Below are 13,455 nucleotides of genomic sequence, written 5' to 3'. Positions count from 1 at the left end.
CTACAGTACTTTTTTCAATTTCTCGAGCGTGCTTTGCGCTAATCCCACATGCGATTTCAAATATTCTGGTGTGGTGGTAGGAGCATAGCTGATGGAATCGCATTTATCCAACAGCATACGGATATTTTTGATGAGCTCCGCATCAATATTCTGCTGCTCCAGTGCTTGAATATAATCCTTATTTGATAGCCCGGCTTCCGAAAGGTTGAGGCGGTCTCCAATGAAGCCGGTGATAGCCTTTTGCAACATATTGTACGCCTCTTTTACTTTCCCCTTCTCCGAAAGCTCAACGGCACGCTTCAGTCGATCATTGGAAGTATCTGCTGCTTTTTGTGAGCGTGCAAAAGCGCGATCATTAGACATACGATCCGTATATCTTTTTTGCCAGTATGCCACCACCAGAAGTCCAATGGGCAAGAGCAAGCCTATCCAGAACCACCAATGCGATAGTAAGTCTGTGGGAGCGGGAGTAGTCCATGCCGCCAGGCCTGTTACCGGGCTCACTGGCATGGTTCCGGCTGAAGGTCCGTTAGCTACCGTATTCGGGTTGCGAGCTACTTTAAAATTAAGGGCCGGCAGTGTTTGGGATACATAACGGTTTTGACTGGGATCAAAGTAGGCAATTTTCTGCTCGGGGATGGTATAATGGCCGGCTTTACGAGCAATGATAACATCCGTAAACGTCTTGTTGCCACTAATCTGATGGTTGCGCCTGTTAAGTTGTGAATTTTCCTGCGGCTCATAGACTTCCAGCCCATCCGGAAGCTCATACTCGGGCTTGGTGATAAGCGGGATGTTGCCGGTACCGTTAATCCGGGTTTTAATTTCAATGGATTCTCCTTCAGTAGCTTTCTGAGCGCTTACATCGCGACTAATATTGTAATTCCCAACCGCTCCGAAATAGTAGCTGTCCTCAGCAGCCGGAAGCGATTGTACATTCAGGGTTACGGGATCGCTTTTAAGTTCTACCTGCCGTTGGTTACCTCCAAATCCCCCAAAGAAGCTACTGAATGAATCGCCACGCGAGCGGGTTGATCGCACTGATACAACAATCTCATAGGGACTAATTTGCAGCTCACCACTTTTGGTGGGGAAGAGGGCAAATTGTAAAAGTCTTGCTTTGCGATATCGAACCCCATCAATAATCGTAGAAGTAGCCTGCGGGCGTTGAGTGTTTTCCAGTTCTTCTTTCCAAAACCCCTCCGCTTTCCACCCCGGAACCGGCTGATAGGAGTTGACCTCCAGCCCATCCTGAAAATAGAGCACTACATCAGAGATGATTTGCTGTCCGGTGATCGGCTGCTCATCCGATACTTCAAGCTGTAGAAAGATATCGGGCCGCTGGGAGCCGCCCGACTGTGCCGCATCATTGCGATCAACAATGGATACATCAATGGGCTCTGTCTGATAGTCCTCTCCATCAATTGTGACGGTAACCGGAGGTATCCGGAAGTCGCCCTGTTGCTGGGCAATGAGCTGGTAGCTGTAGCTGTAGGTAGTGCTGCTTTGACCATTGACATATCGAAAGCTGCGGGAGGTTGAAGGCGTGTTGCTCAGCAGGCGAAACCCTTGGAAATTGGGTAATTCAGGACGAGAAACGTCATTAAAATCACCACTTATCTCAACGGTAAGCTGGATGCGTTCCCCGGTGTAAATCGTTGTTTGAGTGACCGTGCTCTTTACAGATACATTCGATTGGCCAATGGCTTGCAGCGGAAGGAAGCCAGCCAACAAGAAGGCAGAACAAATGACACAGAAAAAACTACCAATCCTTTTCATTCTTACTTTTACTGGACTCCATTTTCTGTTTCTTGAATTCCTTAAGCAGGTTTTTCTCTTTCTGCTCCAGCGCTTTTAAAATCTTTTCGGCTTCAGCCTTGCTTATTTTACTTTTACGCTGCTGCTGTTGCTCTTGCTGATTTTGTTGTTTCTGCTGCTGGTTTTGTTGCTGTTGTTGTTGCTTTTGCTGATCCTGATTTTGTTTTTTCTGCTGTTGATCCTGTTTGTTTTGCTGCTTCTGGTCCTGCTGGTCTTGGTTCTTCTTATCCTGTTGATTCTGTTGATTTTTATTCTTCTGCTGTTTTTTCTTCTGTTCTTGCTGCTTTTGCTTGGCTAACTCGTAATTGTGTTTGGCGTCTTCATCGTTGGCAATATACCGCAGTGATTTTTTATAGTAATCAACAGCTTGGTCCCATTTTTTTGCCTTAGAGAGAATGTTGCCAATGTTATAGTCGCTCATGGCTTTGCGCTCCGCATCATCCGACATGCTTTTGAACTGCTCAAACGTACGAATGGCTTGTTCAGACTGCCCGGCTTTAGCTTGGGCACTGGCCAGGTTATAGTAGAGTTTTGGATTTTTGGGCTCAGCGTCGATTGCTTTCTTGTAAAGGGATATGGCCTTTTCGTAATTACCGTGCTCATAAGCTTCATTTGCTTTACGGGCATCCTCGATAGAAGCTCCCATCAACAGAAAGACAGACAGTGTGGTGATAAGAAGATATCGCATAAAATTAGTCCATTAGGATTTCAGAAAAGATAACGAAATAGCCGCCGGTAAATTGTAAGGCATTAATCCATCTGTTCGGCGATGGCCAGGGTCTCGTCATCCATTTTCATATTGGTAAATACATTGGAAACATCGTCGCTGTCTTCGAACTTGTCCATCAGCTTAAAATTAGATTCTGCCACCCCCGCTTCCACTTTTACTTCCGTCATTGGGATCCGGATGAGTTCGGCTGATTCAATTTCATAGTCCATTTCCTCGAGCTCGTCACGTACATCGTACATGGTCTCCCGACCCGTGGTGACATTAAAGAAATCACCTTCCGTATCAATTTCCTCGGCACCGGCATCAATGGCATTAAGCATAAATTCTTCTTCGTCGTGATTTTCCGCCTTTACACGAATCATGCCTTTTTGTTCAAAGAGATATCCGACCGATCCGTCAGTGCCCAGGTTGCCTCCGTGAGAAGAGAAGATATGGCGGATTTCGCTTACGGTACGGTTGTAGTTATTGGTTGTTACCTCAATAAAGTAGGCAATGCCACCGGGTCCATAGCCTTCATAAGTGGCATCTTCGTAACGCCCATCACCCTCGTCAAGCTCGCCGGTCCCCTTCTTGACAGCCCGCTCAATATTATCCTTTGGAACATTATCACTCTTGGCATTATCAATGGCTGTATCGAGCCGGGGATTCATATCCGGATCTCCACCTCCCTCGCGAGCCGCTACAGCAATTTCGCGGAGGTGTTTGTTAAATATCTTTGCTCTTTTCTTGTCTTCTTTGGCCTTTTTATGCTTTATATTTGACCATTTGGAATGTCCTGCCATAAGATTATATGCTTATTAGTAAATGTATGACATTGATAAAATAAAGTGCTTTTGTACAAGCCTTCAAAAGGCTATAATATAATAGATTGCTGGCTTTACACCTAATGCCCAAAAGCCGGAAATGGACCGTCAATTTTTTTTGTTAGTCTATCATCATATCGTAATAACCGTATTGCTAAGGCGTTGTAATATAAACTGTAGTAAGATATTATAAGATGAATATAGGAATAGTTTGTTATCCTACCTTCGGGGGGAGTGGAGTTGTAGCTACCGAGCTGGCAAAGGGGTTAGCCCAGCGAAATCATAATGTTCATATTTTGAGTTATGCCAAACCAGCCCGGCTCGATACCTTTCAAACAAATATTTCTTATCACGAGGTAAATCTAAATTCTTACCCCCTGTTTGAGTATCCTCCTTATGATTTGGCTCTTGCCAATCAAATGGCCAGCCTTATCGATTACGAAGGTATTGAGGTGTTGCATGTACATTATGCCATACCTCATGCCACCAGTGCCTATCTTGCCAAACAAATTTTGGGTGAACAGGCGGCACATGTGCCGATTATCACGACGCTTCATGGAACTGATATTACACTGGTGGGCAGCGACCCCAGTTATAAGTCGGTGGTCGATTTTTCCATCAACCAAAGTGATGGAGTAACGGCGGTGTCGGAATATTTGAAAGACGAGACCTACCGGCGATTTGATATAAAAAAAGATATCGAAGTGATTCCCAATTTTATCGACCTGGATCGTTTCAAGCGTTCCGACAAAGATCATTTTCGGAAAGCTATTAGCCCGGAAGATGAAAAAATAATTGTACATGTTTCTAATTTCCGGGAAGTGAAACGAGTGCCGGATGTGGTATCTGTATTTGATTACATCTTAAAACATGATGTTAAGGCCAAGCTGCTGCTGGTCGGCGACGGTCCCGACCGAAATCGGGCCGAACAGCGGTGCCGTGATTTAGGCATTTGCGGGCAGGTTCGATTTTTAGGCAAACAGGAGCAGGTAGAGGAAGTGCTTTCCATCGCTGACCTGTTTTTAATTCCTTCCGGATCTGAGACCTTCGGTCTGGCTGCCCTCGAGGCCATGGGATGTGGTGTGCCGGTTATCAGTTCCAATATTGGAGGATTGCCCGAAGTAAATATTCATGGAGAAACGGGCTACCTCTGTGATTTGGGAGATACAGAAGAGATGGGCAAATATGCGGTAGAACTTCTTTCCAATCCGGAAAAACATAAGCAGATATCTAAGCAAGCCCGTCACCAAGCTGAAAAGTATGAGCTTGGTGATATTGTCAGCCGGTATGAGGAGTATTATGAGTCCTGCCGTCAGGAATTGGATAAACAGGTAATATAGTCATATGGAATCTCCAGGCCGCAACTTCCAAATTGATTATATAGAGTTTGGGGCTACGAATATTGAGGAGCTCAAAAGGTTTTACAACACTATTTTGGGTTGGCAGTTTACCGACTATGGTCCAACGTATACCAGCTTTCATGATGGACAACTGGGCGGTGGCTTCACGACTGATATCCCTCCCGGTGGTAATCCGTTAGTCGTTATCTATACTGATGATTTGGAAGCCATTTTCAGACAAATTAAAGAGAGCGAGGGAACAATCGTTAAAGATATTTTTAGCTTCCCGGGCGGACGACGGTTTCACTTCCAGGATCCTTCGGGCAATGAATTGGCGGTATGGTCTGAATAAGGGGTGTCATTTGAAAGTGAAAAGATACGAATTGCTATGGAACATTACGTCTGTACTACTTGTGGATCGCAATTTGAGCAAAGTAATCAAGTGCCTGAATCATGCCCCATCTGTGAAGATGAACGCCAGTACGTACCTGCCAGCGGACAGCAATGGACCACCCTTGAGAAGCTACAGGGCAGCTATCGAAATACCTTTCAGAAGAAAGAAGATGGATTATATGGCATCGGAACCACTCCCACAGTAGGTATAGGACAGCGAGCTCTTTTGATCCAGACGGCAGCCGGAAATGTGTTATGGGATTGTCTGACATTTCTTGATGAAGCCACCGTCGATATCATCAAGGCACTGGGAGGTCTGGAAGCGATTGCCATTTCACATCCCCATTACTATACCACCATGGTTGAATGGAGTAAAGCCTTTGGCGATATTCCCATTTACCTCCATGCCGCTGATCAGGAATGGGTGATGCGTCCGGATAAACGCATCCATTTTTGGGAAGGAGATACCTATCCATTATTGGATGATCTAACCCTGATTCGGGTCGGTGGACATTTTGAAGGCGGAACGGTCTTGCACTGGCCTTCCGGGGCTGATAGTAAAGGGGTATTGTTATCCGGTGACATCCTGCAGGTGGTAGCCGATCGTAAGCACCTGAGCTTCATGTACAGCTATCCCAACCAGATTCCACTGAGTGCCTTGAAAGTGCAGCAGATTGCCGATCGTTTGGATGGCTATTCTTATGATTGCATTTATGGGGCCTTCTGGAATCGTAATATTTTACAGGATGCAGAAAGCGCTGTTGAGCGTTCCGTACAGCGATATATTGCTGCCTTGGAATAAAGCAGAACAATGGTCATTACATGCTTTGCAAGTCGTGAAGGAAGAGCCTATTTTCCGCCCTCATGAATAAGGCTTCACTTTCCTCCTCAGCTCGAGCACTTTTATATATCATCACAGGTTCATCAATGGTGAGCTTTACCTCCGTTTTTGTAGAGCTTGCCCATGTCGGTCCTACCGTATCGGCTTTTTATCGGGTTTTATTTGGTGGCGTTATTTTATTAGCCATTTCGCTTATCCGGAGAGACCAGTTATGGCTGGGGATTAAAAATCTGGCGCTGCCTTTTGGCTGTGCTCTGTTCTTCAGCCTGGACCTGTTTTTCTGGCATCGGAGTATTGAATTTGTCGGGCCGGGTTTGGCAACGATTCTGGGTAATATGCAGGTATTTTTTGTGGCTCTTTTTGCAGTTTGGTTTCTCAAAGAGAAGCTCAGCTGGCAACTAATGACCGCCATACCGGTAGCGGTATTCGGCTTATTTCTGATTGTTCGCACAGGATGGGGGGAGCACGACGGAGCCACTAAATTAGGAGTCTTATATGGGCTGCTAACAGCCATTTCTTATGCCGGTTATGTATTGATCTTGCGGAGATCCCGAGCGGGGCACAACCAGCAATCCTTTTCAATATTTGCCAATATGGGTTGGATAAGCCTCTTGGCAGCCTTGTTGTTGGGCGTCAGCGCATGGGTAGAACCCAATACCAGCTTTATAATTCCAGATGTACAGACCTGGGGCGCCCTGTTAGGGTTGGGGATTATGGGACAGGTTTGTGGATGGGTGCTTATCTCCAAAGGCCTTCCGGATGTTGATGCTTCCATAGGCGGACTTGCGATTTTGATGCAGCCAGCGCTGGCCTTCATGTGGGATATCCTCTTTTTTGACCGCCCGACAACCCCATTGGAATATGTAGGAGGTGTTATCGTATTAGCAGCCATCTATTTGGGATCAGTTAAAGGGAAGACTTCTTAAAGCATCAATGAGTTTCGAACTTTAAGGAAAGATAGGGGGCAATCGGGAGTTGGTTAAACTGTTCATGATCATATACATCGTAATAAAATAGATTGGTACGGTTGTAGGTATTCATGGCCCCGCCTTTAACCGTAAGCTGGCTGTTAGCAAACCGGAAGCTGCGTTCCAGAGAAATATCAAGGCGATGGAATGGTGGCATGCGCCCGTTGTATGGTTTGTTCATGATAACGCGAGGTGTGCCGTATTCCTCCTTGACATTGGGCAGCTTTTCTTTGAACCGGAGGAGGTCATCAAAACCCAGTGGACGGGTGTAAGGGAGTCCGCTGCCGAACTGCCAGCTGAGTCCCACTGTAAACGAGCGGAGATCAACATTTAGTTGGCTGCTAAGCTGGTGCCGGCGGTCGTGAGTGGGGTGGTATTGCTGAGTTGAAGATCCAAACCATTCATCGAAATGTCCTTGGCTGGTTTCATATTCCGTATGTGAATAGCCATATCCAAGGAAAGCATTCCACGAATTACCGGCATATTCTAAGCGGATATCGCTGCCGTAAGACATCCCATCTGCTAATGCTAAGTCGGTAGTAAATCGGGCGATACTGCTCCATGCTGACACTGGCAGGTGGTCAAGCTTTTTGTAGTACGTTTCTACAGAAATATTAAGGCCATTGTCCAAAGATTGATTCCATCCTCCCAATACATGAATGGCTTCCATCTGGGAGCTGCCCAGGGGAGAGGGCATCCAGGCCGTAAAGACCGAGCCGGCATCTCGCCGATCCGTAATTCCTGAAATGGGTTGTAGATAACGCCCGACTGCTGCATGAAACGATTGCTGGTCGTTACCCCAGGGGTGCCAGGAAAGCCGAAGACGGGGTTCTAAACTCACGGGGTAGTTATTTCTGTGATAGGAGAGAGCGAGACCGGGTTTTATTTGCATTTTATCCCCGATGGGAATGGTTGATTGTATAAAAGTACCTAAACTTGGCAGGTGCTCAGAATCAGTTTGAGGTCCGCCAAACCGCTCACTCATGTCATAGTTGAGTGAATTGACGTGCAGGAATCCGCCGTAGTCAAACCGAATAGAACCGGAATATTGTGTGAGCTTCACATCGAGGTTAAAGCGGGTAGCCCTGGCAGAGCGTTCCGGGTTATTGGCGCTGCCGGCACTATTTGTTATATGAGAAATGCCCGCATTCATATCGAAAAGAAGATCCGATCCTTCGGGGAGCACCACACAGCGACCACCTAACACCAGGTTTCGCCATTTAAAGACATTATCTTCAACCGGATCGAGTCTCCCCCGGTCATAAGTACGCATACCCATCATTGAGCAGCGAGAGTTGCCTTCACCGAAGAAGCTCATTTTTAAGTATTGGCTTTCAAAGTGAAGGGGTTGTTTCTCTCCCAATATTGTTGAGCTTGTTTGCTCAACTAAGGATCGCCGTGTGGAGGCGATCCAGGAAGACTTGCCCTTTTTGAGCGGTCCTTCAATCGTTACTTCTCCCAGGAAAGGACTCAGAGAGGCCGACCCTTTGGTTTGGTTTCGGTCCCCATCCCTCATCTTAACGTCAATGACCGAAGAAATTTGTCCGGTGTATTCCGGACCAAATCCCCCGGCATAAAAGTCGGCTCCAGAGACCAGGTCCTCCGGGAAAGCCGAGAAGAAACCGAGTATGTGGAAAGGTTTATAGATTAAGGTACCGTCAATGAGTACCATATTTTGAGCCGGCGTGCCGCCCCGTATAAAGAGCTGTCCCCCACGGTCTCCGGTAGAAACTACGCCTGGAAGCGTCTGAAGATATCCAGCCAGGTCTCCGCTCCCGCCCGGCGTGGGGACCCGCCCTAAATCGCTTGCGGAAAGTCGCTGTCGCCCTGCCTCTACCTGTGTGGTTTGCTTAAGTGATACAACCACTTCATCAAGTTCTTCAGTATCCGTCTGCAGGCCAATATTTATATTTTGGCGACTGTTTGCTTTAAGAGTAAGGGTATCTTGGTAGGGTATGTGCCCTACAAAAGTAATACGAAACAGGTACGTACCAGGTCGGATATTGCTGATTTGGTAGAAGCCATTTCCGTCGGTAGCCATCCCCCGGGCGGTCTCATCTGCAAGATTTTTTAGGAAGACATTTGCTGCTTCAAGCGGCTGTCCACTGGCGGCATCGGTTATGATACCCTGGATGGAGGCTTGCTGCGCTCGGGCATGATTTGCTTTCCACAGTGTTAAAGCACAACATAATAAAATGGGTAAGCTTTTAATTATTCCCTGCATTGGCCGACACTTGGTCAAAAAATGTTTTGAGGATTCTATTCAATAGGTATGGAATCAGAGTTATCAGCTGTACTTTTCTTGATTAAATTACTGCAATAAATCAATTTATTTGTCTTTTAAAAAATATTTCAATAACTAAAAATAGTTGAGAATGTTATTTTTAATAGATTAAGGGTTATTAAAATACAATTTGCAAATACTTGGGTTAAAAAGTGCCGTATTATTTGCTGCTATAGCTTTTTCGGTTGTTATCGGCTGTAGTAACACCTTCGAACCACTACAGGAAAATGACCAGTACCATTTTTCTATCTATGGCTACCTCGATGCCTCTGCCGATACCCAATGGGTTCGTGTTATGCCGGTACGAGACAGCCTTTATTTTTCTCCTCGCCCGCTTGATGCAGAGGTAACCTTAGAAAATGTAGCTACCGGACAGTCGGTTGTAATGAATGATTCCTTGTTTTCCCCTCTTCAAGGGGTTTATGTTTATAATTTTTGGACGAAAATGAAGTTGGAGCCCGAGCAGACCTATCGGTTAACGGCCCGGCACACAACAGATCCGAAAAATCGTGAGAAGCTATGCTGAAGTTACGCTTCCTCCCGATTTTCCCACACCCGTTGTAAAAATAGATGAGAACTCGAGAGCACCTGACTTTGTATATGTTGATGGAGTAGAGGATTTAGCCGATGTACAAGCCGTTTATTATGGGAGAAGTTTACCTGCCAGTAAGGGACGGATTTTGGGCATTGGCCATCGCCAGGACACTGTTAATACTGCTATTCACGACTTTAGAATTTCCATCAATACCGAGGAACATGAAACAGCATTAAGTACGTTTCCACCGGTCTATAAAAGGCAAGTTTATGTAGCCGCTGCAGGCCCGGGTTTTCATGATTTTGGTGCAATAAACGAGAATGTTACTGCTCTTCCGGAAGGAGTCTCCAATGTAACCAATGGCGTCGGATACCTGGCCGGGATTGTAAGTAAAACGGTGCCCTACAAAAGCTGTTATGATGAAGATGATGTGTTGGTTCCATGTCCATTAGAACCTGCCCCGTGGTAAAAAACCTCAAAAGTGTAACGACTCAGTTGGTTGGAGAACACGGAATACGATTCAGGTTGTCGTCGAAACAACTTTTATATGGAATGGTCTTGCTGAGGATACCTCCCACATAACCCACCCCGCTTTCCACATTGGATATGCCCTCTGGCAGGGTAGAAATGATGTCATCAATGGTTGCAAAATCCGGAAAATCATCGGTTGCGGCAGCTACGAATATTTCTCGATTCTCGTTGGGTATTTCAAGTTGTTCCCCGAGGTCAGTGTTGATCGTTTCAATATCTTCCCACGGTCGAATGTAAACTTTATAGGAGCCATCGGGCACTATCACCGTGTCTTCTATATGATTGATGGGGAAATGTCGCCCTTGATTTCGATAAATAACCTGCACATCTGCGAGTTGTTCAATACCTTCAACTTCTATTCTATCGGGCGTGAAATCGTCCGGCTCCCAAATATAGGCGATGGGGATAGGAAAATCGGCGGGTAGGGCGACGGAAACATGGCTTGCAGCGCCGTCAGATCGTTCTGCCTCAAGGCGATAGGTTCCGGACGGTTTCAGGGGGTGGGTGGTCCAGAAGTTATGGGCATACCGATTATTAGAAAAGTGAAAAAGGGAGTCGTTGAGCGTTACGGTTTCCCCGCTTTCAAGTTCTTGCAGCGTGACGGTGGCATCTATTTCTTTTGGATTATAGAAAAGAGAGTCGCGTACGGGCATTATGCGGACCCATTGGGTATCGGCGGAGGCATCCAGATAACCGTACATAGAGAAGTAATACTGATCGTTCTCTTGGAGAGGGTCAAAGGATGGGTTACAACCTGAGAGTAATAATAGGCAAGTCAACAGGCAGTAGAAGTAGATTGATCGAATGTATATGGAGGAAAATATTTTCAAGGAGTTATCTCATTATTTGTCAGGCCATCAGATGAATTAAATAAACCGTTGCTCATTACAAATGAAAGAAAAATAAAAAAGAGGTGCTGATACCATCTTTCTTAGAATCTTAATAGGTATGTATGTAAAATATCTCCGGATGAATCAAACCCATTTCTTGGGATGCGTAATCCGAATCCTCCGGCCTATCCGTTGTTCAATGGCACGCCGGCCAGCCTCAAGATATTTGCCAAACTTTGAAAAAGCTTTTTTTGAGGTCGTCATATATTCCGGAAAGTGACTGGGACTGAGATCGGGTTCTACGCCCTGTAGCTCTTCGAGCCACTGGTTATCCTGTTCATAACCGAATTGGATCAAATCGTTGGAGATATTTCCGTGTAGCTCTATCTGTCCGGCAATACGCGCTTTATGATTACGCCATCGTCCCACGCTTGTGGGTTTGATGGGGCGTACGCCACTAAGTGCCTTCGTCGATGAGCTGGATACCGCCGCCTCATTATGGTAGTTGCTGAAGGTAGTGATCTCCTCCAAAAAGGGAATACTGCTTGAGAGTTTTTGCTGGATGTGATCCGGATCTGAGACAAAGTCTTCATAACGGACAAGGATAAACCGTGGATGGGCTTCTAATTTTAGAACTTGCTTGCTATATAGCTTCCAATATCGCAGGCTGGCCCAATACCGGTCGGGATCTTTTTTGTGCTTACTGCAGATAATATCCCGCGGATCGCGGAGCATGCAGATGACATACAGGTCGGGATCGACTTTCAGGCTCGGCCCGACAATCATAATGTCCTTTGGGCTTTTGGTTAAAAAGATATCCGGTTGACCGGACGCCCGGGAAAATAAGCGGTCTTCATGCGAAGTGTAGCAATCAATCTTGTAGCACGTTTTCATGGCTTCGGCCATCAGGGTGGTGCCGGTCCGGGGACTCACCCCTACGATATGAATTCGCTTCATAAGAAAAAGCTCTTTCTCTAGAATGTTCCAATAAAAAAGACTTGCCAAGCATCTCACTCAGCAAGTCTGATACGCTGTGACTGTCATCCCGAATCCACCCGAAGGGAATGCCTGGGGATGACAAAAAGCATCGAATTGATCTACGCCGCCAGCACTTTGGAAACTTCGTCCGCAGCATCTTTCAACAGAACCGCAGAGATGACATTAAGATCAGAATTGTCAATGATCTCTTTTGCTTCTTCAGCATTAGTTCCCTGCAGACGGACGATAATGGGTACATCCTGAACTTTTTCCGCAATCTCGGGATCTTTAACGGCTTCGATAACACCGTTGGCTACCCGGTCGCAGCGTACGATACCTCCAAAGATATTGATAAGGATGGCCTTTACATTTTCGTCTTCAAGAATAATACGGAAGCCATTTTTGACCGTCTCCACATTGGCACTACCGCCGACATCCAGGAAGTTGGCAGGGTCGCCGCCGGAAAGCTTAATGATATCCATCGTTGCCATGGCAAGACCGGCACCGTTTACCATGCAGCCGACGTTGCCATCCAGTTTAATGTAATTTAAGCCATATTTTGAAGCTTCCAGCTCAACAGGGTTTTCTTCCGACTTGTCGCGCAGATCTGTAATATCTTTATGACGGAACAGGGCATTGTCATCGAAGGTGACTTTAGCATCCAGTGCCATAACATCACCGCCGGGAGTGAGCACCAACGGATTGATTTCAACCATGTTAGAATCCGTTTTCTGATAGAAGTTGTATAGGGCTATAATAAACTTGACCGCCTTTTTGAAAGCATCGCCTTCAAGTCCAAGTGCAAAAGCCAGACGGCGTGCTTGGTTATGCTGCAGCTCCATGCCCGGCTCTACCCATTCCTTGACAATTTTTTCGGGGGTCTCTTCAGCTACTTTTTCAATTTCTACGCCACCCTCGGTAGAAACCATGATCACATTTTTACTCTTGGAGCGGTCGAGCAGAATACCAAGATAGAATTCCTGTTCAATATCGACGCCATCCGTGACGTATATGCGCTGCACTTTTTGGCCTTCTTCGCCTGTTTGTACCGTCACCAGGGTGTCGCCCAAAAGGGAATCAGCTGCATCGCGTACTTCATCAATGGTATCGCAAAGAATAACACCACTTACACCACTGTTTTTGGTTTTCCCTTTTCCACGGCCACCGGCATGAATCTGTGCCTTAACTACAAATAATGTAGCCCCGTTTTCTTTCATTTCTTCTGCGGCTTTAACAGCATTTTCGGTGTTTGTAGCTGATACGCCAGCTGGCACGGCAACACCGTGTTCTTTTAGAAGCTCCTTGGCTTGATACTCATGAATTTTCATAACGACAATCTGTAAGGTTAATAGTTACTGCAAGTTGAATTCCTGGAACGATCAGTAAAAAACACGCTGATCGAAG

At 46.1% G+C, this 13,455-nt stretch carries 13 protein-coding genes; 6 read left to right on the top strand and 7 right to left on the bottom strand.

The features are described 5' to 3' along the window. From J6I44_RS01050 to J6I44_RS01040, 3 genes are all read right to left on the bottom strand, one after another. Positions 1–1,779: a BatD family protein gene (locus tag J6I44_RS01050; RefSeq protein ID WP_265764077.1), complete on the bottom strand. Its 1,779-nt coding sequence runs from the start codon at positions 1,777–1,779 to the stop codon at positions 1–3. After that, a complete protein-coding gene (locus J6I44_RS01045; RefSeq protein WP_265764076.1) occupies positions 1,763–2,506 on the bottom strand; it encodes a tetratricopeptide repeat protein in 744 nt (247 codons plus the stop codon). The genes J6I44_RS01050 and J6I44_RS01045 overlap by 17 nt, the downstream gene beginning before the upstream one ends. 62 nt (positions 2,507–2,568) lie before the next feature. Continuing rightward, positions 2,569–3,330, bottom strand: coding sequence for a YebC/PmpR family DNA-binding transcriptional regulator (locus tag J6I44_RS01040; protein WP_265764075.1), 762 nt, complete (start codon positions 3,328–3,330; stop codon positions 2,569–2,571). A gap of 215 nt (positions 3,331–3,545) precedes the next feature. Here J6I44_RS01040 and bshA point away from each other — a divergent pair, with 215 nt between their 5' ends. The 4 genes from bshA (at position 3,546) to J6I44_RS01020 (ending at position 6,851) form a co-directional block, all read left to right on the top strand. Then, positions 3,546–4,691 carry an N-acetyl-alpha-D-glucosaminyl L-malate synthase BshA gene (gene bshA / locus J6I44_RS01035; protein WP_265764074.1) on the top strand — a complete coding sequence of 382 codons (1,146 nt, stop codon included), beginning with the start codon at positions 3,546–3,548 and terminating at the stop codon, positions 4,689–4,691. 4 nt (positions 4,692–4,695) lie between these two features. Continuing rightward, positions 4,696–5,043 (top strand): VOC family protein, encoded by a 348-nt coding sequence (locus J6I44_RS01030; protein ID WP_265764073.1) that lies wholly within the window; start codon positions 4,696–4,698, stop codon positions 5,041–5,043. Positions 5,044–5,079: 36 nt separating this feature from the next. After that, on the top strand, positions 5,080–5,886 hold the full coding sequence (locus tag J6I44_RS01025) for an MBL fold metallo-hydrolase (RefSeq protein WP_265764072.1): 807 nt from the start codon (positions 5,080–5,082) through the stop codon (positions 5,884–5,886). A 62-nt stretch (positions 5,887–5,948) separates the two neighbouring features. Continuing rightward, positions 5,949–6,851 (top strand): DMT family transporter, encoded by a 903-nt coding sequence (locus J6I44_RS01020; protein ID WP_265764071.1) that lies wholly within the window; start codon positions 5,949–5,951, stop codon positions 6,849–6,851. A gap of 4 nt (positions 6,852–6,855) precedes the next feature. On the opposite strand, the gene J6I44_RS01015 is transcribed toward J6I44_RS01020, so the two are convergent. Further along, complete coding sequence (locus tag J6I44_RS01015; protein ID WP_265764070.1) at positions 6,856–9,117, bottom strand: TonB-dependent receptor; 2,262 nt, start codon at positions 9,115–9,117, stop codon at positions 6,856–6,858. A 190-nt stretch (positions 9,118–9,307) separates the two neighbouring features. Here J6I44_RS01015 and J6I44_RS01010 point away from each other — a divergent pair, with 190 nt between their 5' ends. Both J6I44_RS01010 and J6I44_RS01005 read left to right on the top strand, forming a co-directional pair. Further along, entirely contained in the window at positions 9,308–9,703 is a 396-nt protein-coding gene (locus J6I44_RS01010; protein WP_265764069.1) for a hypothetical protein, read from the top strand. Further along, the gene (locus tag J6I44_RS01005; protein WP_265764068.1) at positions 9,687–10,181 is read left to right on the top strand and encodes a hypothetical protein; all 495 of its coding nucleotides are present in this window, start codon (positions 9,687–9,689) and stop codon (positions 10,179–10,181) included. Before J6I44_RS01010 ends, J6I44_RS01005 begins: the two co-directional genes overlap by 17 nt. A 22-nt stretch (positions 10,182–10,203) precedes the next feature. On the opposite strand, the gene J6I44_RS01000 is transcribed toward J6I44_RS01005, so the two are convergent. The 3 genes from J6I44_RS01000 to sucC form a co-directional block, all read right to left on the bottom strand. Then, positions 10,204–10,944, bottom strand: coding sequence for a hypothetical protein (locus J6I44_RS01000; protein WP_265764067.1), 741 nt, complete (start codon positions 10,942–10,944; stop codon positions 10,204–10,206). Positions 10,945–11,217: 273 nt separating this feature from the next. Further along, a complete protein-coding gene (locus J6I44_RS00995; protein ID WP_265764066.1) occupies positions 11,218–12,030 on the bottom strand; it encodes a sulfotransferase in 813 nt (270 codons plus the stop codon). A gap of 140 nt (positions 12,031–12,170) precedes the next feature. Beyond that, positions 12,171–13,379, bottom strand: a complete 1,209-nt coding sequence (sucC, locus tag J6I44_RS00990) for an ADP-forming succinate--CoA ligase subunit beta (RefSeq protein ID WP_265764065.1) — start codon at positions 13,377–13,379, stop codon at positions 12,171–12,173. Positions 13,380–13,455 lie beyond the last annotated feature (76 nt).

The sequence above is a fragment of the Fodinibius salsisoli genome, from assembly GCF_026229185.1.
In the GTDB taxonomy this organism is placed as follows: domain Bacteria; phylum Bacteroidota; class Rhodothermia; order Balneolales; family Balneolaceae; genus Fodinibius; species Fodinibius salsisoli.
The sequence above is the reverse complement of the archived record's forward strand: the minus strand, read 5'-3'. Positions and strand labels throughout refer to the sequence as shown.

Excerpts from the sequence above, each read along its gene's own strand:
- J6I44_RS01030 (WP_265764073.1), top strand. The coding sequence starts at position 4,696 with ATGGAATCTCCAGGCCGCAACTTCCAAATTGATTATATAGAGTTTGGG.
- sucC (WP_265764065.1), bottom strand. The coding sequence starts at position 13,379 with ATGAAAATTCATGAGTATCAAGCCAAGGAGCTTCTAAAAGAACACGGT.
- J6I44_RS01025 (WP_265764072.1), top strand. The coding sequence starts at position 5,080 with ATGGAACATTACGTCTGTACTACTTGTGGATCGCAATTTGAGCAAAGT.
- J6I44_RS01050 (WP_265764077.1), bottom strand. The coding sequence starts at position 1,779 with ATGAAAAGGATTGGTAGTTTTTTCTGTGTCATTTGTTCTGCCTTCTTG.
- J6I44_RS01015 (WP_265764070.1), bottom strand. The coding sequence starts at position 9,117 with ATGCAGGGAATAATTAAAAGCTTACCCATTTTATTATGTTGTGCTTTA.
- J6I44_RS01045 (WP_265764076.1), bottom strand. The coding sequence starts at position 2,506 with ATGCGATATCTTCTTATCACCACACTGTCTGTCTTTCTGTTGATGGGA.
- J6I44_RS01000 (WP_265764067.1), bottom strand. The coding sequence starts at position 10,944 with ATGTACGGTTATCTGGATGCCTCCGCCGATACCCAATGGGTCCGCATA.
- J6I44_RS01020 (WP_265764071.1), top strand. The coding sequence starts at position 5,949 with ATGAATAAGGCTTCACTTTCCTCCTCAGCTCGAGCACTTTTATATATC.
- J6I44_RS00995 (WP_265764066.1), bottom strand. The coding sequence starts at position 12,030 with ATGAAGCGAATTCATATCGTAGGGGTGAGTCCCCGGACCGGCACCACC.
- J6I44_RS01040 (WP_265764075.1), bottom strand. The coding sequence starts at position 3,330 with ATGGCAGGACATTCCAAATGGTCAAATATAAAGCATAAAAAGGCCAAA.
- bshA (WP_265764074.1), top strand. The coding sequence starts at position 3,546 with ATGAATATAGGAATAGTTTGTTATCCTACCTTCGGGGGGAGTGGAGTT.